We start from the raw sequence: 24,845 nt of genomic DNA, 5'->3' as shown, positions 1-24,845 counted from the left end.
TATATTCTCTTTTGTGAAACTTAATTATTGCACTTAAAAGTAAAGAATTTATTCCAGTCGATAAAAGATTTCTTTAAAGTTGTCTTTTTAAATTTAGTACAATTTGATCAATCTGATTCTTAGTTTGACTCCACTTCTCATTATCAATCACAATGGACCGATTTTTTAAAGCAGCTGGAAGCTTTAAATCACGCGCGTCTTCTTTACTTTCCATGCGAACTTGAATCTGAGCCAAAGTATCCCCGCGATCAATCATGCGCTTTTTAAGCTCAGCCGGATCTTTAACTTTCAAAAAAATGACAACCGCTTCTACTCCTAATCGATCCTTATACGTAATGGCACCTTTCGTGTCTAACACAATTGAAACAATGGGAGACTTTAAAAAAGCACGATCTAACCCTTCGTATGATGATCCATAACAGTGCCCCGAATATCTTACTGATTCTAAAAGATGAAGTTTTTTAAAACTTGTCGGTGATTCAAAATAATAATCTACTCCATCTTGCTCTTGATCCCGTGGTGCTCTGGTCGTATGGGTAATCACCTTAGGAATTCCATACTTTTTCATTAAATAATCCGAGATGGTGGTCTTACCGGTGCCAGCGGCTCCAGTAATCACAATTACAAATCGTTTATTTGACATAGTGGTCCTCAATGTATTCATTGGCCTTTTTAAGTGGTGGAAGTAAGTTATCGTATGTGACTAACTTCAAAGCTTCTTCGTAAGTGCACCAACGATCCTCACTAATTTCTTCCTTCTGTCTGGTAACCGAAGTGCCAACCGGAACCTCCGTCACAAAGAAAGTTACTACTTTGTGGTGGCCATTCTTCATGTCATACTCGACCTTTACATCAAAACCATCATCAATCTCACCATGAATTCCCGTTTCTTCTCTTAATTCACGTTTAGCGGCCTGTTGTAATGTCTCGTTTCCCTCGACGTGCCCCTTGGGATATCCCCAAAAATCACTAGTTGCACTTTTTAAAAGTAAATATAGTGGTTGATTTTCCTTAAGTTGAAAAACAATCGTTCCACCGTCAATTTCATTAATCATAAAAATGCCCCATTTATTTGTTTCTTTCATTGTACCAAAAAATCAAAAACTACACTGATTTAATACTGAACTTAAGCATAATTGGTGAAAGAATCGTCGAAAGTACAATTACCATAATAATTTCGGAGTACAGTTCAGAAGCAAGCAGATGACTAGCTAGTCCAATCTGAGCGACAATGAGAGCCATTTCACCTCTTGATACCATTCCGGCACCCACTACGTTGGCATCTTTTAGGGTCAATCCAGTTAATTTCGCTCCAATTCCACACCCAATCCATTTGGTAAGAACCGCTAAGATCGTCATTACTACAACAATCAACCACGTGCTAGAGAGCCCCTTAAAACTCATCTCCATCCCAATTGCGGCAAAAAAGATTGGAATAAAGAAGGAATAACCAATTCGATTAGCACTTTGAATCACCTGATCATGAAGCGGCGTACGTCCAATTGCAATTCCAGCAAAGAAAGCCCCTAACACCGTGCTCAGATTGGCCGCTTCTGCCAGATATGCCATGATCAAACAAATGCTAATCCCCATAATCGACACGGCTGAATTGGCAGGAAGAAGGTCGGCTAACCGCATGAGCCAAGGTGCAATCCATTTAATGACAACAAAAATCAATCCAAAAAACAAGATTTGAAACGTAAACAGGACAAACAAATTTTTAGATCCTGATTCCGTCCCAAACACACTGGAAAAAACACTCAACAAAATAATTGAAATCACATCGTCAACTACCGCGGCCCCTAAAATGGTTGCTCCCGCGACCGATTTCAACTTGCCAAACTCCTGAAGCACTTCGACACTAATGGATACTGAAGTAGCCGAAAAGATCACTCCCCAAAAGAGCGCTCTTTCAATTCCTTGGCCTAGTAGTTGACCATAAAAGGTAAAAGCGACCACCGGTAAAATGACCCCACAGATAGCAACGCTAACGGCCGGCTTTAAGTACTTCTTGACCAACTCGAAATCACATTCTAATCCCGCAATAAACATCAAAAAGATGACCCCAATTTCGGATCCAACCGAAACCAAGTGATTTAAACTGACTAGGTGCAAAACCGCGGGTCCAATTAATAAGCCGGCCATAATCTCTCCTACCACCGCTGGCATCCCAATCCTTTGACTTAAAACTCCTAAAATCAACGTTGAAAGTAAAATCAATCCAATTGTTGCTAAATATTCCATATAACCTCCGTTATCCCTCAAAAAAAGCAGAGTTTGCCAATTTGACAAACTCCACTAATTTAATAAAACTTATGTTCTTTTATCATTTTCTTTGCATTGGGGTTAGGCTTGGACCTAGCTTCAAACATGTAATAGGTAGCTCGTCTTTCCTCAAACATTTGGGCATGACTACTACGCAATTTATAATTCTTAATTAGCGCATCACGTCCACCCTTTCTAGAACCACTGCTCATGTACTTGTACAACTCAGCATTACTCTTGTTGCTTGTATTATCAACCCTAATTACCAACCATTGAACTTGTTTCTTTCGAACCACCTTGTTAGCTGATCTCATCATTTTAGGATAAGCGCGGCTAGGAATATTATTACGTTCGAAGAAGTAATGAGTTGGATATGCACCAGAACTGGTGTAAAAACCATTTTCTAAACGACTGTAAGTTAAAAGGGTCGGTGTTCCCTTACTTTCGTCTCTAATAATCTTTCCAAACGAAACTTGAGCAGGCTGTTGGTACTCACCTTTCTTAGGATTAAGAGTAACGTATAAGTTTTGGGGATGCAACTTCGAGTAAATAAAGTTATTGTTTGATCCAAGGACAAAGGTTAAGGCCATACATAGCGTTACGAAAACAAACGTCCAAGGGAGAGCGAGCTTTCTGTTAGATTCAAAGTGTCTGATAAAAAACACCAGTACAAAGATAGTTGTCACCATGATAAATGGGAAATAAGCTAATTGATAGTACTGATAGATTTTACCAAAGGTGTGACCGTAAACTGCTACAATCGCATTTACAATCATCATGAACAAGAAAAGCGACTTTGAAATTCCATCTTTAAAGATTTCATGGTCAAATAAAACATAGATTAAGCCCAAGAGACCAAAGACCACCGTGATCGGATACTGCGTCAGAAACTTCATAAAGAATCCAGTTGCCATTAGAATCTTAGTTGGTACAATTCCCGATGAACCGTAAACAGTCATGTTAATGGTAAAGTAAACGTGGATAAAGGACTTAAAACTCCCTGTTACTAAGAAATAAATCAACCATGGAATAAGTGCGATTAAGAAGCTGAGTCCACTAAAGAAAATCAATCGCCACATTTCTTTAAAGCGACGATGGTAAACGTAGAAGATAAACATAAAGACATAAAATCCAATCCATGGACCAAGTAAAGTGTACTTCGAAAAGAAGACCACTCCGACCATGAATCCCTGAATCATCCATTCCCACCATTTGATATCAAAATCATTTTGACAAGCCTTTAAAGCAACATAAATCAAATATAAAACGGCCGGGAACACGAAGAATTCAACCGAACCACCATAGTCATAAAATGGCTGAAGCACGGAAAAAACTGGCATGAACAATGAAATTACAAATGACCAATTTTGTGACAAGTATAATCTAGCAATCTTGTAAGCCATGGTCATAATAATAATCATCGCAATAATCTCAAACGGTACCATCCCAACAAGCGATCGTTTTGTAATCAGTGAGGCTAGTCCGTAAAGCAAATAAACAAATGGCCCTTTTTGCTCAAAAACATCCTTATATGGAATGATTCCGTGAAACATTGCTTTACCGACAGTGAAAAAATTATTACTGTCGGGTGAGGTATCAAAATAATAGAACGGTGAAGCAAATGACAAAAGTAGAATTATGATAATACTCATTACTACAAACGTTAAACCAAATAAATAAGGTTTAGTTTTTAGTTTTTTTAACATACATTGTTCTTCCAATCATTAAGAATTTAAGCTCACACTCAATAATAAAAGCAATTATACCACATTCCTCCACTCAAACGCGGAGACGCCAGACTTCATAACCTTATTTTAAGATTATGCTTTTCTTTTTAGTAACCAATATACTGACTTCCGATTATTGGGAGCCTTTTGTTCATGAGTGGATACGACCCGATAATTCTCTAACAGGGTTTTGGATGCTGGTCTAGTAGAATCGTGTCTGCCAAAGTATGTTTTGATTGAATCAGCTTGATTGGTCTTTACGACAATCCATTCAACCGCCTTCTTTTTAACAACTTTATTTTGTGACTCGACCATTTTAGGGTTCTTATCATACGAGATATTGTTGATCTGGAAATAATACTGCGTGGGAAGTGCTCCTGAGACCGTGTACATGCCAAGATCAAGATATCCGTAGTTGAGAAGGGTTGGAGTTCCCTTACTCTCTTTTCTAATAATTTTGCCAAACTTCTTTTGCGCGGTCTGCGGATCACTAGGATCCAGCGTTTCCTGATTGTTATTCGGAAATAATTTTGATTTTTGAAAATTACCGTTAACCCCCATGGTAAAGAACAGGACTAAAAGCGTCATCAAAATAAACGTCGAAACAAGTCGCTTACTAGGCAATGTAATTTGCTTATAATTTAGTCCTTTAGCAATTAAAACGACCAACGTTACAAGAACGTACGGCATAAACGCTAATTGGTAATAGACGTATAGGGTATCTGGGGTATAGCTGTAAACAGCAAAAAAAGCACTCACAAACATCATACACAAAAAAATATTCTTTTCCGCCCCATGATTAAAGACGACAAAAAGAATTAACGGAATTGCACCCAAAACAAAGAGTTGCGGTTTATCAATTAAAAATTCACTAAAAATGGCTAGTGAGCCAGCAATCTTCGTGAAAATTCCACCATTAGCTGAGGTGCTATAAACCGTCATGTTGGAAACAAAATAAACGTCGTAAAAGGCTTTAAACGAGTTAGTAACGAGAAAATAAATTCCCCAGGGTACTATCGCGGCCAAAAAACCAACGCCACTTGAAAAGATCAACTTAAAAAGACTACTAAACTTTTTATGATACAAATAAACCAGCGCAAAAATAATGTAAAAAGCAATCCAAGTGCCCAACAGCGTGTATTTAGATAAAAAAACCACCCCAACTAGGAATCCCTGAACTAACCAGTTCACGTTACTAATCGCAAAATGATTGTGGCATGCTTTAAAAGTTAAATAAATGGCCGATAAAATCATCGGAAACACGAATTCTTCCGCCAGGCCACCATAGGTAAAATACTCTTGAAACATTAAGAAAAAGGGCGTTATAAGTGCCAAAATTGAAGCAGTTGGTTTACTAACGTATAAATGAGCGGTTTTAAAAACCAAAAATAACGAGGTTGCTAATGCAATTATTTCTGCTATGGTAATTCCAATAATCGAATAGTGACTGATTAAATAAGCGAGCCCATAAAGCAGATAAACGTATGGCCCCTTTTGCTCAAAAACATCCTTGTACGGAACTAGTCCGTGCATCATACCCTTGCCGACCGTAAAGAAACAGTTAACGTCGGGCGAATAATCAAAATAATAAAGTGGCGATGCGTAACTAAACATCCCAATAAAGATTAAGGCTACGACCACAAAAGCCAAAAAATAACAAACGTTTACATTTTTAATGAAACGTTTTATACGGAACTCCATTTCCGATCCTACTCCTTTTTAAACCGTTCCCATTATATCCTAGAATAATTGTTATGTACACGTTTGAACGTGTATCACACGGGTACGTTGATTCTTCCACACTTTTTTTACCATTTTAAAGTGTTATCATAATAATTAAACTAATTAGGTAGGTGAATGTTATGAAACAAGGAACTAAAATCATTACATTAGATAATGGTTACCACCTATGGACTAACACTCAAGGGACCGGAGACATTCATCTTCTCGCCCTTCATGGTGGCCCGGGTGGAACACATGAATACTGGGAAAACACTGCGAAACAACTGAAAAAACAAGGACTAAACGTCCAAGTTCACATGTACGATCAATTAGGTTCGTGGTACTCCGACACTCCCGATTTTGATGATCCGAAGGTAGCTAACAAGGTTTTAACCTACGACTACTTCCTTGACGAGGTTGAAGAGGTTAGACAAAAACTCGGAATCGATAAATTTTATTTGATTGGTCAATCTTGGGGTGGTGCTTTAGTTCAGATGTACGCCGCTAAATATGGTGATCACCTGAAAGGTGCCATTATTTCTTCAATGGTTGATCGGATCGGGGACTATACTGACCATTTAGCTCAAATTAGAGAAAAAGCGCTCACCCCCGAACAATTAGCGTACATGAAAAAATGCGAAGCAAATAACGATTACGATAACGATAAGTATCAGGAACTGGTCGAACTCTTAAATCGGGAATATGTGGATCGAAAGCAACCACCTGCAATTGCCCACGTCATTGATACCATGAGCAAACCGATCTATAACGCCTTTCAGGGTGATAACGAATTTGTCATCACTGGAAAGTTAAAAGACTGGAACTTTACTGATCATTTAAAGGACATCAAAGTTCCAACACTGGTCACTTTTGGTGAACACGAAACCATGCCAATGGAAACCGGAAAACGAATGGCTAAAATGATTCCAAACGCTCAATTCGTTTCAACCCCAAACGGTGGTCATCACCACATGATTGATAATGCCCCCGTCTACTACGACCATTTGGCCAACTTCATTAGACAAGTTGAAAATGGAACTTTCAACCAAAAATAAGCAAACGAAAAGACACTTCAAAATGAAGTGCCTTTTTATTTTTGGTTTAAACTTAATTTTTCAACGTCAATGGTCTTGTCAACCAATCCATCATAAAAACTGGCTTCATGACTAACAATGATGGCATTCCCAGGAAATTTAATAATTGCCCGTTTTAAAGCATTTTTAGTCTCATCGTCCAGGTGATTAGTCGGTTCATCCATGATTAAGAAATTGCTTTTTACAAATTCCATCAAAGCCAATTTGACCTTAGTTTGTTCTCCACCAGAAAGCTCACCAATTGGTTTCATGGCGTTAGCAGCGTCGAGTCCACAACGACCCAGCTGAGAACGAATCTCCTTCTGTGTCAACTTGGGATACTTATCCTGAATGATTTGCAGGGGTGTCATCTTACTATTCGGCCAGATCAAGTCTTGACTGAAATAGTTAACCTTCGCGGATGGAGAAAAGTTAGCCTTTCCCCCCTTTGCCGGAATTTGTCCGAGGATTGATTTAATTAAGGTTGACTTTCCAACCCCATTAAAACCCTGAAGCCCAACTTTCTGATCAGTATTAACGGAAAAGGTAACTGGCTTAAGTAACGGTTGATCGTAACCAACTGACAGTTGGTCAACCACTAGTGCGTTCTGGGATCCAGTATCAGCATACGGAAAGTCAAAAGAAGCCTGGATGTTACTTGAAGGTGGCTCAATCACATCCATTCGTTTTAACATCTTTTCCCGTGATTTAGCCATATTGGAATGACTTCCGGCCTTGTTTTTTTGAATAAAAGTTTTGGCCTTGGAGATCTCTTCTTGTTGTTTCTCGTACTCCCGCTGCTGGGTCATTTCTTTTTCGTCTTTTTGTCTCATGGCGGACTTGAAATCACCACGGTACTTAGTGACCTTCCCAAACGCAACGTTTACGATACAATTCGTTACTTTTTCTAGAAAGTCGTAGTCATGGGAAATGATCATCGCTGCCCCATCAAAACTATTTAAATAATCTTCCAACCAATTAATGTGAGCGGTATCCAGATAGTTAGTCGGTTCATCAAGCAAAATTACATCGGGATGCTCCAGAATTAATTTCGCTAAAATAATCTTAGAGCGTTGTCCCCCGCTCATTTTAGAAATGGTTTGATCTCTTCCAATGTCGTCAAGACCCAATCCATTAATCACCTGCTCAACTTCAGTATCAATATCATAAAAATTACGAGATTCAAGTTGTTCTTGGATTCTTCCCGCTTGTTCAAGTAACTTTTCGTCCATATTGTCGGCATATTTTACGTACAAATCGCTCATATGCTGATTCATGTTGTAGAGGTCTGAAAAGGCAGTATGCAAAAAATCAATCAGTGTCATTCCCTTTGGAATATTAACGTACTGATCTAGGTAACCAACTTTGGTCCCCTTTTGCCATTTGATGTCACCAGATAAGGGCAATTGCTTATTGGTCAAAATCTTAATCAAAGTTGATTTTCCAACCCCATTTTGGCCCACAATTCCCATGTGCTCACCTTTATTTAGCTGAAATGTAGCATCCGAGTACAGGTCTTTGTCGGCAAAACTCATACTTAGATTAGATACACTTAATAACGCCATTATATAATTCCCTCCATTATTTCATAACCTATACCGTAACACCGAATCGCAATCAACGTCAATCAGGTGAATTTGAGTGGTATAATTGTATGTACATTTTTAAAAAAGAGGAGTGCCTATGAAAATCAAAGATATTGATCACATCACCATATCGGTAAATGACATCGAGAAATCGATGCGTTTTTACCATGAGGTTTTAGACTTACCAGTTGTGATCGAAACTGATTCTAGAATTGAATTTCAGCTGGGTCACCAACGACTCGTTTGTGTCACAAACAAAGAAGATAACGTTAAACCAGAAAATCCAACTCCTGGTTCTACCAGTTTCAGCGTGGTTGCAAGGGATCCACTTGACTCAATCCAGTCACATTTAGCCAACTACTTTATTGAAGTAGTTGCAGGACCGATCGAAAGTCAGGGACATAACGGTAAAATGAATTCACTATTTATCAATGATCCAGATAAAAATTTGATTGAAATTAGAGAGTATCAACGATAGGAATGAAAGGGAATACAACCCGGCTAAAATCCCCATCAAATAGTGTTTTTCAATTTTACAACCATAATCATTTTTGTTATATTCGTCGAATACGCAAAAAGAAAGGATACTTATGAAAAAAGAAAATTCGAAGGACAATTCAAATCAAAATGTTACTAAACCAAAAATGAGCCTTTTCAGTGTCACGATGCTGGCACTAAGCTCAATCATTGGTTCAGGATGGTTATTCGGTGCCTGGGAGGGTGCTAAAACCGCTGGTCCAGCTGCCATTATTTCGTGGATCATCGGTGCCGTTGTGATTGGTGCAATTGCGTTTAATTACATTGAATTAGGAACCATGTTCCCAGAAAGTGGAGGGATGAGTAAGTATGCCCAGTATACCCACGGCCCTCTTCTAGGATTCATCTCATCATGGTCTAACTGGGTCTCACTTGTAACGCTGCTTCCAATTGAAGCGGTCGCTGCCGTTCAATACATGAGTTCATGGCCCTGGTCATGGGCCAACTGGACTCACGGGTTTTACGCCAATGGCACGGTTACTACCGAGGGGTTATTCGTCGTTTTTCTCTTCATCTTAGTGTTCACCTTGTTAAACTACTGGTCAGTCAACTTACTGACTCGTTTCACTACTTTGACTTCAATTTTTAAAATTGTAGTTCCAGTTCTTACCATTATTATGCTACTTGCTTCTGGTTTTCATCCCGGAAACTTTAACAACGTTCAAACTGGTGGATTTTTCCCATACGGAACGGCTCCAATCTTTGCGGCTACCACCGTATCTGGAATCATCTTCTCTTATAATGCTTTTCAAACGGTTATAAACGTTGGTGATGAGATTACCAATCCTAAGAAAAACATCTGGCGGGGAATCGTTATTTCACTTTTAATCAGTATCATCATTTACGTTATGTTACAGTTCACTTTCGTTGGTGTTATTGACCCGTCAACCTTAGCCAAATACGGTTGGCATGGTCTGAATTTCAGTTCACCATTTGCTGATTTAGCCATTATGTTGAACTTGAACTGGCTAGTAATTCTACTCTATTTAGACGCCTTCGTTTCACCCTTTGGGACCGGGGTATCATTTGTTGCTTCAACTAGTCGGACACTAGCAGCAATGACCGAAAACGGTCATATGCCAAAGTTTTTAGGTAAGATCAACCAAAAATGGGGAACCCCTAGAATCGCAATGATCGTAAACTGGATCGTCAGTTGCATCTTGGTCTCGGTGTTCAGAAACTGGGCTGTTTTAGCCAGTGTTATTTCTACTTCAACCCTGATTGCCTACTTAACTGGTCCGGTTACCCTTGGATCATTACGTCTCCACGCTCCTCACTTCAAACGTCCAGTCAAAATTAGTTTTGCTGGAATCATGGCACCACTTGCCTTTGTTCTTGCTAGTTTGGCAATCTATTGGGCAATGTGGCCTACTACCATTGAAGTCATCCTTGTTATTATGCTGGGGCTGCCGTTTTACTTCTTCTACGAAAACAAGAACGGCTGGAAAAATACCCTGACCAAGTTCCGTGGAGGAGCTTGGATGGTCGCCTATTTAATCTTTATGTCAGCATTTTCGTATATCGGATCCGCACCATTCGGTGGTCAAAACTGGATTCATTACCCATATGATTTTATCGTAATTATTGTAGTTGCACTACTGTTCTTCTACTGGGGTGTCTTTAGTTATCAGCGCACTGGTAACATGCTTAACGCTAAAAGCGTCAATGAACAGGTCGATGATGATCAGGTCAACCATTAGTTAAGTTAATGCAAAATCATAAGGATTTTGTTATAATGCGTATGCATCTTGTTTTTCTTGAAATGGATGGAGGGATTCTTATGAATAGTCAAGATCCAGATTCGAGATACGAACGTTATGACTTTAATGCCGCAAATGGTCCAAAGCACCAAAAGAAAAACTTTAAGGCTTGGCCATGGGTTTTAGGACTAGTAGTGATTGTGATCCTGCTAGTCTTTGGAATTCACTTTCTGACAAGCGGCAGTGGGAATCGGATGAATGGATCCTCCACAAGTCAACAGAGTAGCAGAGCTATTCAATCAGAAAAGAAAGCAAAACACTTTAATAAGGCGGAACAAGCCACGACCAACAAGGAAGCGTCAGTAAACAGGAACCAACAAGCACCAACAAATCAAAGTGGGTCACAATCATCAAACGGAAATAATTCCAATGGAAACAACTCAATGAGTGATTCTAGTTCGATGTTTGCTACACCAAAATCATTTGACTCGGTTCAAGACGCTAAAAACTATGCACACGCTACTCAAAGCAGTTGGTTAGCAGCTGGTTACTCTAACTTTACAATTGAGCGGAATGGTCAGGGCTTTTACACCTTGCAATTTGTTAAATAAGGAACTATTTATAGTTCCTTATTTTTTTATATTCAAATGAATTTGGTATAATGAAGTGTATAGGAGGCACTATTATGAAAATTAATACTCCACTTCAAAATGGACTTTTACCTGATAAGTATACTAAACACGCTGACCCAGATGAAATGTTAGATGGTAATCCAATCATTTCATTCCCGATCAAAATCTCTGATGTCCCAAAAAACGCAAAGTCACTAGTAGTTATCCTACTGGACGACGATTCAATCCCAGTTTGTGGTTTTACTTACATTCATTGGGTGGTTGCTAACATTGATCCAAATATATCTGAAATACCAGAAAATGCTAGCCAAGATCAATCAATTAATATGACTTTGGGGAAAAATAGTTTAGCTGGTGGACTAGTACACGTTACTGATTCAAAATTAAATCAACACTACATTGGTCCTACTCCTCCCGATAAACCACACGATTATCAGTTGCATGTTTACGCCTTGGATCAAAAACTAGATTTAACCAACGGCTTTTGGCTTAATGAACTAAAGAAAAAAATGGCAGGACACGTCCTTGCCAGTGCCGAACAAATTTTACCAGTGAGAAACTAAAACGGAGGCTTTCATAATGCTAAATGGATACAAACACATTCTAGTACCAGTTGATGGATCAAAAGAAGCAGAGGCTGCTTTATACAAGGCGGCAGCGGTAGCACAAAGAAATAAAGGCCGAATTGACGTCTTAAACGTGATTAACACCACTAATTATGGATACAGCCTAGGAGTTGTTGATGGCAGTGTTATCACCCAAATCGTTAATGAAGAACTTAACTATTTAAAGGATTTAGTTAAGAAAGTCAAGGACCAAACTGGCATTGACGATATTCATATCCATGCTCGGTTTGGAAGTCCTAGAGAAGTAATTACTTACGAATTTCCCAAGGACCATCAAACCGATCTAATTATGATGGGAGCGACTGGTAAGGGTCGCTTGTACCGCATGCTTGAGGGTTCAGTTGCCGGATACGTTAACTCACATGCCGCCTGTGATGTGATTATTGTTAGAACCAACATGGAGAATACCCCAATCAAATAGTTAAGACTTATTTAAACAAAATAGCTAAGCCCTTGCGCTTGGCTATTTTTTATTGCCTTTTAAAGATCAATTCATTTCAACCATCTAGCTGAATCACGTTAATTGTTATATGATGTTAGATGTTAGTGTACAAATTTAAAATAATTAAAAGGAATGTTTGCAATGCACATCAAAAAAAGAAAACACACCAAATCATTCATTGCCCTCTTTATCGTCATCGTGATCGCCATCTTCGCCGGTGGCGGTTATTATTATTGGCATAACCATGGTAGTTTTCTCAGTAAATTAGACGTTAATCAAAGCGATACCGCTACTGTGTTCATTCCCGGACTAGGTGGAAATAACATCACGACTGGTTACATGGTTGACACCCTAAATCGTTACCACCTAGCAACCAAAACCTTACAACTGTACGTGAAAAAGGATGGAACCGTTAAGACCACTAAGCAGTTCCATAAGTTTGGTGCTGATAACCCGACCGTACAAATTGTCTTTCAGGACAATCATCATCCCTATTTTCAATCAACCCAAATGCCAAACGTAATGCGCTATCTGTACAAGAAGTACAACGTTCGTTCAGTTAACATGATTGGGCATTCGTCTGGTGGAAACATTATTTACTATTACCTAGCTCATTATCCCAATCTTAAAAACGTTCCAAAGGTTAAAAAATTCATCTCCCTTGCAACGAACTATGCTCCAAACGATCCCGACGTAAAGAACCTACCAAAAGACCTTCAGATTCTTAATCTAGTTGGCGATATGAACCATTCTGGAACGGATGGCGAAGTTACAATGAAGAGTGAAATCCCAATGAAGAATCTTGTGACTGGCTACGTCAAAAGTTACAAGCTCTACGTATATCACGGAAACAGTTCCCAAGCTCAGCACACAATGCTTCACGAGAACCCATCCATCGTTAAGATCATCGCAGAATACTTCTTCACCGATAAGATGACCCAATAATTGGAGAATTTAATTAATGGCTTTAACCAATAAAAATCATTTATATCAGCTCGTGTACGTGCTAAGTTACGTTGTTTTTCTGGCGTCGTCAGTAATCCTTTTGAACAGTCAATTTAATAACGTATATTCCGCTAAAAGTTTCTTGCAATGGCAAATCGCAGGGGTAATCACGTTAGTTGTCATTGGAATCCAAATCGTACTATTACTTACCAGGAGACATAACCCTAAACAGTGGACAATTATCATAATCATCGCAGTCATCTTTATCTTGTCATATCTTTTTCATTTAAATGTGATTACCAGTACCCTATTTTTATTGTTCTTATTCATGGCCAACGCTGACTTATTAAATCAAGATGCGTTTGCGACCATCGACCTTGCAACTAAGCTCGTTGTTCTATTCGTAATTTTGGCCTTTTTGATTTTACACGTGTTTCCACCACAAAATGCCATTTCATTTACCAGAGGATCATCCACTAGGTATGCAATTGGATTCACTCATCCAAACGTCTTAAGTGGTTTCATCTTAAGCATTTTCTGTTCGGCCCTTTTGCTAATACAAAACAGTCGAAAAAAACTGACGTACTTCGTATATGCCTTTATTTTCGTTAGTTACTTAATCATTACCTACCTGACTGGTTCACGTGGATTTATGGTAGCTGGAGCTATCCTAGTACTTGGATTCGCTTTGAGTTTTGCTCCCAAAATCACTCACCTACTACCAAAAATTACCTGGATCCTGGTTTCATTGACTTTCGTAGTAGGAATCGGCATGGTCGCTTGGGGTTCATCACTGCCATTATTCAACGTGTTGAATCGTGCCCTTTCTGGTCGTCCCGGACAACAGTTAACCGTCATTCAATATTTTTATTCGCCAAAGCTAATTGGACAAAATATGCCTCTGTTGGGTGCCCGGTCAAACTTGTGGGTCGATAACACGTTCCTATTCATCTTATTAAGTACCGGTTTCATTGGTTTAATGTTGCTACTGGCATTGTTTCTTGCTAGTGCTTACAAGGCTAAACAGGACGATAACTATTTCCTTTGTGTGATTTTAATTGCCCTTGCTGTTCAAGGCATCATTGAAACCCAACTTACTAATGCTTACATGTTTGCACCGTTTATTTACGCTTTTGCCCGAGTAATCCAGCCGGATCATTTTCATCAGCAGGCAATTGGGAGACACGTTAAAACCACATAATCAAAACCCATCATTAATGATGGGTTTTTAATTGATATTAGTTTCACAAAAATATAACATGAAATAGAAAGAATTAACTAATTTCAAAGGAGGTCATAAATTTGCGTTATCTAGCATTTTTAGGCTCACAAAGTAAGGATGGCTTGACTGCTAAGTACCTTGACGCAGTTATCTCAGGTCTTCCAAAGGACGCGCAGGTTGAGACATTATTTCTGCAAGATTATGACATTAAACCAGATAATCTCAAAAACCCCAATCCAACGCTTGACATGATTGAAAAGAAAATGGAAGAAGCGGACGTCTGGATCATTGCATCTCCGACGTATTTTGCTGATTTATCAGGAGTTACCAAAAATCTATTCGATTGCATGCGTCACCGAATGGTTAAAATGAACAGTATTGGTGATACCTTGCCCGGTAAGTTTAAAAACAAACACTACCTAAGTCTGACTACTTGCTTTCTCTCCTCATTTCAAAACTTCTTTACCGGCATTACCGATCAAACCTTTCGGACCATTGATAAGATCATGACCGCAGCCGGTCTAATCAAACTTGGAGAGGCAATCGGAACGCACACCTGGGGAAGTAAGGGAATTCCTAATCCTAAAAAAATTGAACTATGTAAACGATGGGGACAAAAGATTGCCAACAAGCCACGAAAGGATGATAGTACTTTGAAACGTTATATCGAATTATTTTGTATGATTGCAGTAATGTCACTAGTGACAATGTTAATTGAAGGATTAGTTTTTGGACTGAAATTTAACGGAGAATTTTGGCTCTTTTACGTAGCATTTGTGGTTATTTTCTATGTTCTTCTAGCAATCCTCCTTCACTTCTTTACGTTCTTAAGACATCGTCGTCGTTAAACTTAAAACTAAATAAAAGCGACCAATTGTTAACAATTGGTCGCTTTTTTCTAATCATCGCTTTTTTCAATTTTAATTGTATCGGAAAGATGATGGTCATCCAGTCGGTACAAATTATTGAAGAATTCGATTTCAAATGACGCCGGCTCATCCGGATATTTTTGCTCCGCCAGTTCACCAGCAATGCCAACCATAGCCGTCCCTAGTGCAATTTCATGAACACTTTGATGGTGAGCGGCAACCACACCAATGACACCATCTAAGACATCACCAGATCCAACGTTGATTGCTAATTCATGACTTCCGTTGTGGACCACATACGTTTCCTTTCCATTCGAAATTACATCGTCAATTCCTGAAATGACAACCGTGGAATGAAATTGTTTAGCAGCCATTTTAGCAACCTGAACGCGATCACCAGTACCGTCAGCAGCATCAATTCCGCGACTGCCCCAGTCAATTCCGGCAATAAAGGCAATCTCACCAACGTTGCCACGCAAGACATCAATATTAATTTCACTACTAATCTTCTTAAAAACTTCCGTTCTTAATTCTGAGGCACTCACAGCAACCGGATCAACCACCACCGGTAAACGACGGTTATTAGCCGCTTGACCAGCAATTACATCTAGTTTAATACTATCGTCGTTCATCGTCCCCAGGTTTAAGACCAAACTGTTCGCAATTGCCACCAAGTCATTACCTTCATTTGAAGAGTCACACATAATTGGTGAGCCACCAACATAACTAATTGCATCCGCTACTTTCTGTGGGGTCACCATGTTAGGAATGTCCAAAACAACGGGATTTTCCCTTCTAATTTCTTCTAAAATCGACGTCATACTATTATTTCCTCTCTAATTTACTAATTGTCTTTTCAACGTTGTTACTGTCCATAATTGCTGATATTACCGCAATTCCGGCGTTTGAAACCCGATAAATTGACTGGCAGTTACCTGCATTAATTCCACCAATCGCAACTAGCGGTAAATTTACTTGTCTTTGCAGCTGAACTAAACCAGAAACCCCAATTGGTGATTCAGCATCTGCTTTACTAGTAGTCGGAAAAATCGGTCCAATTCCTAAATAATCGATGCCATTGAGGGGTTTACTACACCCTAATTCTTCTTTGGTACTGATCGACAATCCAACTATCATTTCAGGATTATCATGAATCACCTTTTGCACGCTTTCATCACTTTGACCAACGTGGATCCCGTCCGCATTAATCTGATTAGCCAAATCCACGTCATCGTCCACAATTAGTGGAATATGATATTCAGTGGTTAAATGACGAAGCTTCTTTCCCATCTCAATCCTTTTCAAACCTGTAAGTGAACCCGGGCCTTTTTCACGGTACTGAAAAGCAGTGACACCAGCATTTAAAGCCTGGTCAATGTGATCTAAAAATTCAGTCTCAGAACCAGCAAAATTTTGGGTGCCTGCCACCAGGTATATTTGCAGCATTTTTTTGTTAAATTGCATATTTATTACTCCCACATTCCATGATTTAGGGGCCCGTGTCCATGACCAATAATTAATGGTTCCCTGATAATTTTATCCAGATAATCTTTCCCAAAGCGAATGGCAGTTTCCATACTTTCACCACGCGCTAAAGCCGCGACAATTGCTGAAGAAAGCGTGTCTCCCGTGCCATGAGTCCGAACCGTATTCACCCGCTTCGTAGTCAACCAAAAATCAGATCCATCCTTTAAAAGAACATAGTCTTTTACGATCTTATCCGTACCATGTCCGCCTTTAATCATGACGTTTTTAGCGCCAGCAATTTGAATTTTCCGTGCTGCCCTTTTGATCGCTTCATCAGATGCAATGGACTGATTCGTAATCTTTTCCGCTTCAGGTAAGTTTGGTGTTACTAAATCGGCCAATGGGATCAGTTCGTTAATCAAGGTTTTAATGGCGCCGGCTTCAAGTAGCACTGACCCTCCCTTAGCTACCATAACAGGATCGACAACAATTTGACCCAACTTGTATTTTTTAATGTTATCTGCCACTAAATGAACGTGTGCTTCGTCAAACAAAGCTCCGGTCTTAGTTGCTTTAATATCAAAATCATCGCAAACGGAAGCAAACTGCTCATCAATAATTTTTTTCGGAAGTGGATACGTATCTTGAACACCAATGGTGTTTTGTGCCGTCACTCCCACTACCACGTTGGTGCTAAAGACCTGACAGGCCTGCATCGTTTTAATATCAGCTTCCATCCCTGCTCCACCACCAGAATCAGTCCCAGCAATTGTTAGTGCTTCCTGATATTGATTGATTTCACTACTCATAGTTCCCTCCTAAAAGTTCTAAGCGTCATACATTTTGTTCCAAAAATCCAATTCATAATGACAACTATTCTGAAAAACTTGATTTGCGATGGCCCTTTCGTTTGGATGAATTTCTGCCTGGAGATTAATAAAAGCAAAAATTTGCTTTACCTCATCTGCCTCAGCATAAAACTTGATCCAATCGCTAAATGGATTGTTAATAAGACTGGTTTCATTTAGTTGAGTAGCAACTACATAGTAAGTCCAAATACACGGTGCGAGCACGCTCAATCCAACTAGAATGGACTTAGTGCTCACGGCTTCACGCATACTTTCAACGTAATCCTTGGTAACATTGAACATGCGGGCATCTTGAAGCTCATCATCAGTCACTTTTGCAATTTTTAACATGACCTCGTGCGGTGTGCTTTCGTTTTTAATTCCATCAACGCAACCTGCCAAAAATCTTTTCAAATTCATATCACTTGTTTCAGTCTGAATTTGTTGAAACTGTTTAGCGTAACCGTCTAGATACATTTCGTCCTGTTGAACGTAGTTAATTAGCGCCCTTTCCGGTACCTTACCGCTTTTAATTCCTCTAACATAATCACAATGCATGATTTGATTCATTATTGTTGTCGCATTACTTATCAATTCATCGGTGAATTTATTTGTCATCAACTACTAACATCTCCTACACAAAAAGGCTCCTCATAATAATGAGGAGCCTTCAATTATATTCTTAATTAAAGATCGCACGATTCCTTTCGCAGGTATTAACCAGTTCAAGTTCAATGGGTATAGTCTCAGCCACTTGGCACCCCCTCATACAGCTATTCAATTAATTTTATTATATTCCTTAAAATTTGGCATGACAATCCTAATCAACTACTTCGGCACCCAAGACGGTCTTAAAGTGATTCATCGCAAACTTCTGACCCAAATCGGAAAAGGTTGCCACCCCACTTTTATGAATAACCAAGTTATAAGCAAGGTTATAGCCAGCAATTGCCGTGTGCAACACACAAATGTCGGTGCAAACACCCACAAGATGGAGAGTCTTAACGTTTCTTTCACGAAGTCTAAGATCCAGATCAGTGCCAGCAAACGCACTGTACCTAGTCTTATCCATTTGCCAAACGTTATCTAACTTTTGATTCTCATCAAACCATTTTCCAACCTTCCCATATAGCTCACGACCCCAGGTCCCTCGCACGTTATGAGTTGGGTACAACTTCGTCTCAGGACTGTATGGATCATCCTTTTTATGAACATCAGTTGGAAATATAACAAACTGACCATCATTTTTGAATTTTTCAGCCAAGTCGCTAATTGATTGGTCTAACGCTTGAGCTGGCTTCCCAGCGGTCAAAGACCCTTGATCATCAACAAAGTCATTGGTGTAATCAATAATTAAAAGCGCACTTTTCTCTTTATCAGCCATTTTTAATCTTCTTTCTTAAAAATCTGACGGCTTCTCGGGATATTTAATTTCTTTTTCGGAGCGATCTTGAACAGCCTTTACGTATACCTTGGCAACGTTGTCGGGCTGCATTTCCTCACTACTACCAGATAGTCCCTGAATGGTAATCAAACCGACGTAGATATTATCATCTTGAACCGCATCATGAAGTGAAAAGGCGTAATCACTTAAAGCCGCTTTAGTTGCTGCTAAAGTGACATTGCCTTTGGTAGGATGAAAGGCAGCTCCACCACCAGTAATCAGAATGTTCCGGTTTTCCTTTTGATCGTCTGAAAGGCCAACGAATTGGCGGGTTGTCGTAATGGCACCAAAGACATTGGTATTGTACATTTTCTTAATCTGGTCTAATGATAATGAGAATGGTGTATCTAAAGTCTTATCACCCACGTTATAAACCATGGTTTGAGGAATCCCGTATGCCATTTTAATCTTACTAAACACGTTGGTTACCTGCGCTGGATCGGTAACATCAGCAGCAATAAAATCAGCTTTAATCCCCTCTTGATTCAAATCTTCAACAAATTGCTTTAACTGACCAGCATCTCGAGCCACCATAATCGGTGTCTTGCCAGCTTCACCAAATTTTTTGGCAATTGAAAAGCCAAATCCTTTTCCAACTCCAAAAATTACTACACTTTCACTCATAAAATTCCCTCCTAAAGTTGATTCAAGAAAAGTTTACCACCATTCTGACAGACGAGCATTTTTTATGTTTTGTTATTTAAACACAAAAGGAGCCCCACTACCAAAAGTAGTGGGGCTCCTTTGCGACTTAATCTCCGTTAACTAAGTATACCAGTTTTAATAATTTTGTCAGCCCTTACATTTGCTTTCTATAAGTGTTTTGAAAATACCTGATAAGCAATATATGCGCCCCCCGAGAGTCGAACTCGGATCATGAGGACCGAAATCTCATGTGCTATCCATTACACTAAGGGCGCTTAACAAATACTATGCTATCGATAAACACAGTAAATTGCAAGTAAATTATTCATTTGCGACCTTATTTGCATTTGCTTCAAGATCTAACTCTAACTTTAGCGAATTATCTTTAAAGTCATCAACTAAACTTTGCCCCTTAGAAACGTATTTTCCAACCGTTCTCCCAGTGATGCTAACAAATTCAATTGTCTTATCATCAACCACTTTTACAGAGTCATAATGGCCTTCTTCCGCTGCGTCCAGATAGGCTTGAGCTAATTCCCCAATGTTATCAAGGATCAGCTCATCCAGTGTAATCGTTTTACCATCTTTTTTTAGTTCGTTTAACAAATTTTTAATTTCATCCATTGTCTCAGGAATTTTTCCACTCATATTAAACACCTCAATTTAAACAAAACCGCCGATACGTACTTATCGGTGGTCAATTAGTTATTTTTCTTTTTGCACAAACGTCTTATTTGGAACTCTGATTAAGATGAATTGGTTAGCATCCTTACCAGCATGCATCCCCAAACCGTTCCAAAAGTTTCCTTTGTATCTCAGGGTAACCACCTTGGCCCATGCATTTTGAAAATGCTCGTCATTTAACTTGATGCTCTTATGCTTCAACTTGTAACTACGGCCAGTGACTTCAGCGTTTCCACGCGTAGTAACTACCTGAGCATTCGTACTTGGCAGTTGATACTTAATGTTCTTTAGCCAGAACGAATACTGCTGGATCGGTCCTCTATTACCTTCAACCTTTACGTAGTAGGAGCCATTCTTATCACTTTGAATAATTAATGGTTCAACTTGGGACGTCGTAATCACGTTGCGATTATTGGTTTTAGTAATATTTCTGAAGAAAGTCGTATATACCATCAAAGTCAGCAACAACACAAAAACAACAATTTCGCCAATTGATATCAAAAAATTACGCCATTCAAAAGTTTTTTTATCCTCGATAATCATCTTAATTCGTCGTGATCGAATATTTTTAATCATAAAGATCAACACGATTAACACAACTACCCATGCAACTACACCTATAAGATTCCACCATGAATTCATGAAAGTATCCTCCGCTTCATTTTCCTATCTTCCCTATTCTAATTGAAAATTGATTTTTATGCCATCTTTGATATACTAAGTTTAATTAAACATAGGGGTGCCGAGTGGCTGAGATTATACCCGTTGAACCTGACTTGGACAATGCCAGCGCAGGAAATATAAGATTAAGCTTAGATACATCAGCTGGACGTTCTCGCACTCGCGCTTGAAACGTCTTTTTTTATGGAGAATAATCAATGATCACAATTAAAAATCTATCATTTTCATATCCTGAACAGGATAAAATTCTAAATCAAGTTAATTTAAGTTTCGAACCCAATAGCATCAATCTCCTGTTTGGTCCCACTGGGAGTGGAAAAACCACCCTCTTAAAACTAATTGCTCAATTGTATCCAAAATATAGCAAAGGCCAACTAACCGGAAAGATTGACATGGATGAAAAACCAGCCATGTTATTTCAGGATCCAAACCATCAGTTTGCGATGAAGACCGTCAAAGAAGAACTCATTTTTGCCCTTGGCAACCTTCACGTTGACCCTGTTAAAATGCCCAACCGGATTGACTCTGCTTTAAAGTTTTGTGGTATTAATGAACTTAAAAATCGGGCCATTACCACCTTGTCGGGTGGCGAAAAGCAAAAAGTTGCCTTAGCCGTGACAGTTGCGATGAAACGTCCCGTCCTTTTACTGGACGAACCATTTAGTAACGTTGATGTTGATAGCAAAAAAGACATCATCGAACGTCTAATCCAGTTAAAGAAAAAAAGTAATCGGACCATCATTATCTCTGACCACAATCTTTCTGACTATCTCGACGTGGCTGATCATTTCTTTAACGTCCAAGCTGGCTCAGTTCAAGCCGTTACGGCTGACCAGATTAAAAATGAACTTGTAAACGACCCTAAAGAAGAGGTCCACTACAAGATTATGTCAAATAACGATCCTGTGATTAATTTATTAAATTTTTCCATGACGAACGGCAATCAAAATCTGATTGAACCAGAAAACATTGACCTGTATCCCGGAATCACTTACCTAAATGGGAAGAATGGAAGCGGAAAGTCCACCTTCTTTAAGGCGCTGTCTCGCCTCCATTCGTACAATGGGGTCGTCAAAATTATGAATCATAACATTAAAAAGTCTTCACTTCCCTCTCTCATGAAGTCCGAAAACTTGATTTTCCAAAATTCAGAAGACCAATTTTTAACCATCACGCTTAAAGACGAACTGACTCTAGCCAAGAAAAATGCCATCACCAAACAATGGACTGATGACCGAATTAACGACCTCTTAAAGGCCCTGCACCTTGATCATCTTTTGGATCGGGTTGTCTACTCACTAAGTGGTGGGCAAAAGAAGAAACTCCAGATCGTGATTATGTTGATTCGGGATGCACCCATCCTCATGCTTGACGAACCATTCGCTGGTCTTGACCAAAAATCAACCGTCATTATTTCGCGGATCCTTGAGAACGAGGCTAAAAACGGAAAAACCATTATTTTTGCTTCCCATCAACGGACCGACCTCGTTGAAAATGCTGATTTCTTTATTGAACTTGCCAATCATCGATTAACTTACAAGGAGGATGTTCATGAATCCTAGTCTAAAATTCGTTCTGGTATTGATCATTGCCCTAGAAGTTTCTTTCACTACCAGTATCGTTGGTAACAGTGTGCTAATCGTCTGTGGACTCGCCTATCTCATAATGAAACACGTAAACTTCAAGCATCTGTTATGGATCCTTCTGATTGCCTTCATTCCTGCGGTCGGATTACTGATCTCCCAGATTTTATACGCTAAAAGCACGCACGCGGGAATCCTATTATTTACTCGGATCTACGTTTACATCATCTATGGAGCGGCCTTCACGTTAACCACTAAATTATACGAACTGGTTAATTCGTTAGAGCAAAATCTCCGGCTCCCAAGTAAATTTGTTTATGGGGCAATGGTGGCTTTCAACCTTCTACCAGAAATTCAAGCCGAAGTTAACAAGATTAAAACTGCTAGTTTGATGCGGGGAGTTAAATTACACTGGTGGTCACCGACCCTATACTTTAAAGCCATTTTATCAGCAATTCGCTGGTCAGAAAACTTAGCTCAAGGAATGGAATCACATGGTTTTGTCGAAGGTCAGCCCCGAACTTTTTATCAGACCATTAAAATCACAAAGGTGGACTGGCTCGTCTTTGTTTTTAACGTCATCTTACTTCAAGTAGTTCTGCTTCTGCTCTAGTATTCTTTGTCTCAAATAAATAAATTAATGTATAATAGAGTCAAGTAAGCGAAGTAGAGGAGGAAGCAAAATGAAAATTGGAGAAGAATTTAGTCAGGTAGCAACCGATCTAATTAAATTCCAAGAAAAACATGACATCCCTGACAACCAAATGGCCGTTGACCTACACATGACGGTGGAGAGATTTCATGCCATCAAGAGTATGCAAATTCAGCCTACTCAGGATGAAGTAAAAATAATTAAGCAGTTTATTGTTCATAACAAATAAAAACGATGACTTTTATAAGAGCCATCGTTTTTTTTATCCGATTTGTTGCTCAATTAGATATGAGTCAAGGTAACCAAAAGCAATTTCGTCAATATCTCCGAGATTAATGAGTTGATTATTCACGACGAATAATTTTGCTTTGTCAACGATTTGAACTGTTATCTGACCCCGCTCGTACTTCACGGGAAATCCGAGGTAAGATTGGCCGTCACTCATTTTTATTCTAACCACCCGTTGAAATTTGATGGCCATTTGAATCGTGGCTTCAAATAGATTGATCGTCGAATCAAAACTTCGATCATTATTTAACACGGGTTGAACGAAGACCCCGTTAGCCGAGTTGATGGACACGAAGTGATTGATTAGCCGCAAATAATCACTTTTAATCACTAATTTATCAATCTCATCAATCTTGATGAGTTCATATCCACCAAACCGTCCCATCATATCAACCAACGAAAACATAACGGAATCAGAATTAACCGCTTTCACCTGACCAATGAAAAACAAATCAGAATGAATCTTTGGTATCATCACAATTCTTCTCCCTGTTTCCATGGCCGAGTACAAGTTGGCTTCAATGGCTAACTGTCCGTCGATGACTTTCGGGGCAATGTGTTTGGCAAATAAAACTGATTTAGAATCCGTTAATAACTTTAACTCGGTTCCAAGAAACTCAACCGAACGAACCAACGGTTTAATGATGGTCTTATGGGTCACATTTTCGTTGTCAAATTTATCAACAACGGAAAGTGAAAATTCAAAGTCCGACAGTGAATTAATGAACCCTTCAACGGAATTGCCGTCTTGAGTTACCACCATCACCGCTTGTTGGTCGACAAATGAATTGCCCAAAATCTGGGTCAATAGATCATTTTTAGAATTAAGTTTCATTACTTCCTGCTTAGTTCCGTTCAGTTTTAATTGACGAGACATTCGGATACGTCCCTCCATCTTGGTGAGGTCCTCACTTTGAAAGTCAATATCATCGATATCTCCGTAAACAACGTAGACCAGTCCGTTAGCAAGCCCGTAATCATCGTATGTGATCAAAATCGCACCAGCAGCATCAAGGGCAACGACCACACCAGTATAGAAGACCGTTGTATTTTGCTGGGTCAAATTTACCAATAAATTGTTATTCATCGAATACTTCAAGTCCTTAACAACTTGATTAACTGAATTATCCAAACAATCACCCGCTTCTCTAATAACATCAGTTTAATCTTATCACATGTATGGATTCGACCAAGTTTAGTGCGCTTA

General features: G+C 39.2%; 27 protein-coding genes, 1 tRNA gene and 2 riboswitches. Of the genes, 12 read left to right on the top strand and 16 right to left on the bottom strand.

Annotation, left to right across the window (positions count from 1 at the left end; translation table 11 throughout):
* Nucleotides 1-73 precede the first annotated feature (73 nt).
* The 5 genes from AC6UDF_RS01355 to AC6UDF_RS01335 form a co-directional block, all read right to left on the bottom strand.
* Entirely contained in the window at nt 74-643 is a 570-nt protein-coding gene (locus tag AC6UDF_RS01355; RefSeq protein WP_500693500.1) for a guanylate kinase, read from the bottom strand.
* Nucleotides 633-1,055, bottom strand: a complete 423-nt coding sequence (locus tag AC6UDF_RS01350; protein ID WP_500693499.1) for a bis(5'-nucleosyl)-tetraphosphatase — start codon at nt 1,053-1,055, stop codon at nt 633-635. Before AC6UDF_RS01350 ends, AC6UDF_RS01355 begins: the two co-directional genes overlap by 11 nt.
* Nucleotides 1,056-1,104: 49 nt before the next feature.
* Entirely contained in the window at nt 1,105-2,244 is a 1,140-nt protein-coding gene (locus tag AC6UDF_RS01345) for a cation:proton antiporter (protein ID WP_500693498.1), read from the bottom strand.
* 59 nt (nt 2,245-2,303) lie between these two features.
* On the bottom strand, nt 2,304-3,971 hold the full coding sequence (locus AC6UDF_RS01340) for a glycosyltransferase family 39 protein (RefSeq protein ID WP_500693497.1): 1,668 nt from the start codon (nt 3,969-3,971) through the stop codon (nt 2,304-2,306).
* 114 nt (nt 3,972-4,085) lie between these two features.
* A complete protein-coding gene (locus tag AC6UDF_RS01335) occupies nt 4,086-5,693 on the bottom strand; it encodes an ArnT family glycosyltransferase (RefSeq protein ID WP_500707217.1) in 1,608 nt (535 codons plus the stop codon).
* 161 nt (nt 5,694-5,854) lie between these two features.
* Here AC6UDF_RS01335 and AC6UDF_RS01330 point away from each other — a divergent pair, with 161 nt between their 5' ends.
* A complete protein-coding gene (locus AC6UDF_RS01330) occupies nt 5,855-6,769 on the top strand; it encodes a proline-specific peptidase family protein (protein WP_500695260.1) in 915 nt (304 codons plus the stop codon).
* 35 nt (nt 6,770-6,804) lie between these two features.
* Here the strand turns inward: AC6UDF_RS01330 and AC6UDF_RS01325 are convergent, their stop codons facing one another.
* Nucleotides 6,805-8,352, bottom strand: a complete 1,548-nt coding sequence (locus AC6UDF_RS01325; protein WP_500723773.1) for an ABC-F family ATP-binding cassette domain-containing protein — start codon at nt 8,350-8,352, stop codon at nt 6,805-6,807.
* Nucleotides 8,353-8,470: 118 nt separating this feature from the next.
* On the opposite strand from AC6UDF_RS01325, the gene AC6UDF_RS01320 reads away from it, so the two are divergent.
* From AC6UDF_RS01320 to AC6UDF_RS01285, 8 genes are all read left to right on the top strand, one after another.
* The gene (locus AC6UDF_RS01320; protein WP_500707219.1) at nt 8,471-8,851 is read left to right on the top strand and encodes a VOC family protein; all 381 of its coding nucleotides are present in this window, start codon (nt 8,471-8,473) and stop codon (nt 8,849-8,851) included.
* A gap of 112 nt (nt 8,852-8,963) precedes the next feature.
* On the top strand, nt 8,964-10,610 hold the full coding sequence (locus AC6UDF_RS01315; RefSeq protein WP_500693492.1) for an APC family permease: 1,647 nt from the start codon (nt 8,964-8,966) through the stop codon (nt 10,608-10,610).
* Between the two features lie 80 nt (nt 10,611-10,690).
* Complete coding sequence (locus tag AC6UDF_RS01310) at nt 10,691-11,221, top strand: hypothetical protein (RefSeq protein WP_500723771.1); 531 nt, start codon at nt 10,691-10,693, stop codon at nt 11,219-11,221.
* Between the two features lie 74 nt (nt 11,222-11,295).
* Nucleotides 11,296-11,805, top strand: coding sequence for a YbhB/YbcL family Raf kinase inhibitor-like protein (locus tag AC6UDF_RS01305; RefSeq protein ID WP_500696502.1), 510 nt, complete (start codon nt 11,296-11,298; stop codon nt 11,803-11,805).
* Nucleotides 11,806-11,821: 16 nt separating this feature from the next.
* Nucleotides 11,822-12,289 carry a universal stress protein gene (locus AC6UDF_RS01300; RefSeq protein ID WP_500693489.1) on the top strand — a complete coding sequence of 156 codons (468 nt, stop codon included), beginning with the start codon at nt 11,822-11,824 and terminating at the stop codon, nt 12,287-12,289.
* Between the two features lie 162 nt (nt 12,290-12,451).
* Nucleotides 12,452-13,255, top strand: coding sequence for an alpha/beta fold hydrolase (locus AC6UDF_RS01295; RefSeq protein ID WP_500699226.1), 804 nt, complete (start codon nt 12,452-12,454; stop codon nt 13,253-13,255).
* A 16-nt stretch (nt 13,256-13,271) separates the two neighbouring features.
* On the top strand, nt 13,272-14,456 hold the full coding sequence (locus AC6UDF_RS01290; RefSeq protein ID WP_500723769.1) for an O-antigen ligase family protein: 1,185 nt from the start codon (nt 13,272-13,274) through the stop codon (nt 14,454-14,456).
* A 101-nt stretch (nt 14,457-14,557) separates the two neighbouring features.
* Complete coding sequence (locus tag AC6UDF_RS01285; RefSeq protein WP_500723767.1) at nt 14,558-15,325, top strand: flavodoxin family protein; 768 nt, start codon at nt 14,558-14,560, stop codon at nt 15,323-15,325.
* 50 nt (nt 15,326-15,375) lie between these two features.
* Here AC6UDF_RS01285 and thiM read toward each other — a convergent pair whose 3' ends face one another.
* The 9 genes from thiM to AC6UDF_RS01240 all read right to left on the bottom strand — a co-directional run bounded on the left by thiM (nt 15,376) and on the right by AC6UDF_RS01240 (nt 21,076).
* Entirely contained in the window at nt 15,376-16,167 is a 792-nt protein-coding gene (gene thiM, locus AC6UDF_RS01280) for a hydroxyethylthiazole kinase (RefSeq protein ID WP_500723765.1), read from the bottom strand.
* Nucleotides 16,168-16,171: 4 nt separating this feature from the next.
* Nucleotides 16,172-16,810 carry a thiamine phosphate synthase gene (gene thiE / locus AC6UDF_RS01275; RefSeq protein ID WP_500723763.1) on the bottom strand — a complete coding sequence of 213 codons (639 nt, stop codon included), beginning with the start codon at nt 16,808-16,810 and terminating at the stop codon, nt 16,172-16,174.
* A gap of 5 nt (nt 16,811-16,815) precedes the next feature.
* A complete protein-coding gene (gene thiD, locus AC6UDF_RS01270) occupies nt 16,816-17,622 on the bottom strand; it encodes a bifunctional hydroxymethylpyrimidine kinase/phosphomethylpyrimidine kinase (RefSeq protein WP_500723761.1) in 807 nt (268 codons plus the stop codon).
* A gap of 18 nt (nt 17,623-17,640) precedes the next feature.
* Nucleotides 17,641-18,279: a TenA family protein gene (locus tag AC6UDF_RS01265; RefSeq protein ID WP_500723759.1), complete on the bottom strand. Its 639-nt coding sequence runs from the start codon at nt 18,277-18,279 to the stop codon at nt 17,641-17,643.
* Nucleotides 18,280-18,345: 66 nt separating this feature from the next.
* Nucleotides 18,346-18,436: riboswitch (TPP riboswitch) on the bottom strand.
* A gap of 45 nt (nt 18,437-18,481) precedes the next feature.
* The gene (locus AC6UDF_RS01260) at nt 18,482-19,045 is read right to left on the bottom strand and encodes a cysteine hydrolase family protein (protein ID WP_500723757.1); all 564 of its coding nucleotides are present in this window, start codon (nt 19,043-19,045) and stop codon (nt 18,482-18,484) included.
* Nucleotides 19,046-19,060: 15 nt separating this feature from the next.
* Nucleotides 19,061-19,729, bottom strand: coding sequence for an SDR family NAD(P)-dependent oxidoreductase (locus AC6UDF_RS01255; protein WP_500723755.1), 669 nt, complete (start codon nt 19,727-19,729; stop codon nt 19,061-19,063).
* A gap of 224 nt (nt 19,730-19,953) precedes the next feature.
* A tRNA-Arg gene (locus tag AC6UDF_RS01250) sits at nt 19,954-20,025 on the bottom strand.
* A 46-nt stretch (nt 20,026-20,071) separates the two neighbouring features.
* A complete protein-coding gene (locus AC6UDF_RS01245) occupies nt 20,072-20,398 on the bottom strand; it encodes a hypothetical protein (protein ID WP_500723753.1) in 327 nt (108 codons plus the stop codon).
* A 57-nt stretch (nt 20,399-20,455) separates the two neighbouring features.
* Nucleotides 20,456-21,076 (bottom strand): LVIS_2131 family protein, encoded by a 621-nt coding sequence (locus AC6UDF_RS01240; RefSeq protein WP_500723751.1) that lies wholly within the window; start codon nt 21,074-21,076, stop codon nt 20,456-20,458.
* Nucleotides 21,077-21,159: 83 nt separating this feature from the next.
* Nucleotides 21,160-21,249: riboswitch (TPP riboswitch) on the top strand.
* 63 nt (nt 21,250-21,312) lie between these two features.
* Between AC6UDF_RS01240 and AC6UDF_RS01235 the strand changes: the two genes are divergently transcribed.
* From AC6UDF_RS01235 to AC6UDF_RS01225, 3 genes are all read left to right on the top strand, one after another.
* Nucleotides 21,313-22,677: an ATP-binding cassette domain-containing protein gene (locus AC6UDF_RS01235; protein ID WP_500723749.1), complete on the top strand. Its 1,365-nt coding sequence runs from the start codon at nt 21,313-21,315 to the stop codon at nt 22,675-22,677.
* The gene (locus AC6UDF_RS01230; protein WP_500723747.1) at nt 22,667-23,311 is read left to right on the top strand and encodes an energy-coupling factor transporter transmembrane component T family protein; all 645 of its coding nucleotides are present in this window, start codon (nt 22,667-22,669) and stop codon (nt 23,309-23,311) included. Before AC6UDF_RS01235 ends, AC6UDF_RS01230 begins: the two co-directional genes overlap by 11 nt.
* 70 nt (nt 23,312-23,381) lie before the next feature.
* Nucleotides 23,382-23,579, top strand: a complete 198-nt coding sequence (locus AC6UDF_RS01225; protein WP_500693476.1) for an LBP_cg2779 family protein — start codon at nt 23,382-23,384, stop codon at nt 23,577-23,579.
* 33 nt (nt 23,580-23,612) lie between these two features.
* Here AC6UDF_RS01225 and AC6UDF_RS01220 read toward each other — a convergent pair whose 3' ends face one another.
* A complete protein-coding gene (locus tag AC6UDF_RS01220; protein ID WP_500723745.1) occupies nt 23,613-24,770 on the bottom strand; it encodes a hypothetical protein in 1,158 nt (385 codons plus the stop codon).
* Between the last annotated feature and the right edge of the window lie 75 nt (nt 24,771-24,845).

This window comes from Fructilactobacillus sp. X2R6C1, assembly GCF_059901295.1.
This window is presented reverse-complemented; position numbering and strand designations above follow the sequence as displayed.